Here is a 1273-nt window from a genome sequence, read left to right as displayed (position 1 = left end):
AAATTTTAATGATTTAAACTCAAAATGAGCATAAATATAGCGCAAAGTGAGCAAGCTCGCAAGCAAAGGTAAGCATTTTATAGCTCTTTGTACCTGTGCTTAAAGTTTATAGAAATAGCATGCGGCAAGAATATCGCAGGAATAAGGTGGCGACTATTTGTTTCGTTTGGGCAATTTACTGTCCATTAACAAGCTTTGTAGCTCGATATCATGACGGAAACGGTAAAGCTTGGCAGGGCGACCGCGCTGAGCGCTACTACTCTGACCGGTTTCCATGACAAGGTTTTGCGCATCGAGCAGACGGCGGAAGTTTTGCTTGTGCAGGCGCACCCCTGATAAGGCTTCAACGCTTTGTTGTAATTGTGACAAGGTAAAAACGTCTGGCATTAAGCCAAAGATAAGCGGTCGGTATTCAATCTTTGCGCGCAATCTAGAGATGGCCGTCGCAATCACGCGGCGATGATCATAATACATGGGCACGCCAATCAGCTGCGACCAATCGGTAGGCAGCTTAGGTTGATGAGAAGTAGATTGATAAGAAGCAAGCTGCTGAGAGGTTTGCTCATTAAGTTGATAATTGAGCTGATAACTGGGTGGATATGTCGGTGCTTCAGGTATCAGTCCTGCTTCGTACAGCATCTCATAGCGTAGCAGTACATGCTCAGCGACCCACTCTCTACTCTCATAAGCCTTGTCATGACTTGCTGCGCTGGCATTCTCAATATCTGTATCGTCAGCGATAGATGCTGCCGTTAAGCCCCAGCATAAGCCAATACGCTGACGGCGACGCTGCTGAATGACCTCATCAGACCCAGCGTTTGCCCAGTCCAATAACGCCGGCACGATGTAATCCAGAATGATGCTAGGCGTCCCATCCAAGTGATTTTCCCATGGAAAATAATCATACCAATCTCGCCATAGCGCCTGACTTTGGCGTGCTTGCATTTGTGTCTCTTGCACCAGACCCAGATAGCTCACATACACCAGTGCATGACCATCAACATTGCGTCTATTGGTATCGACAAAGGTATATAACTGCTCTAGATAACCAAGCGGCTGCTGCGTTTGCTCTTCCACCCATTGCCGTACACCTGCTTGCAAGGAGCGATGCAACGGCATCAAAGGGCCATTGGGCAAGAGTTTGCCTTGATCCACTGTTAAGACCCGGGCGCTGTGGTCGGTAATCGCAACTAACACCGCGACCACCTCAGTGGTACCACTTCCCTGTTGATGTGCATGTGAATAAGACAACGTCATGACTTTAGCAACGATC

1 protein-coding gene is annotated in these 1273 nt (G+C 47.8%); it reads right to left on the bottom strand.

Going from position 1 to position 1273, the window contains the following annotated elements; genetic code table 11:
- Positions 1-153 precede the first annotated feature (153 nt).
- Complete coding sequence (locus tag JMW64_RS13895; protein ID WP_201555375.1) at positions 154-1257, bottom strand: NUDIX hydrolase; 1104 nt, start codon at positions 1255-1257, stop codon at positions 154-156.
- Positions 1258-1273 lie beyond the last annotated feature (16 nt).

Origin of the sequence: Psychrobacter immobilis (assembly GCF_904846065.1) — a bacterium.
GTDB classification, from domain to species: Bacteria; Pseudomonadota; Gammaproteobacteria; order Pseudomonadales; family Moraxellaceae; genus Psychrobacter; species Psychrobacter immobilis_H.
The sequence above is the reverse complement of the archived record's forward strand: the minus strand, read 5'-3'. Positions and strand labels throughout refer to the sequence as shown.

Excerpts from the sequence above, each read along its gene's own strand:
- JMW64_RS13895 (WP_201555375.1), bottom strand. The coding sequence starts at position 1,257 with ATGACGTTGTCTTATTCACATGCACATCAACAGGGAAGTGGTACCACT.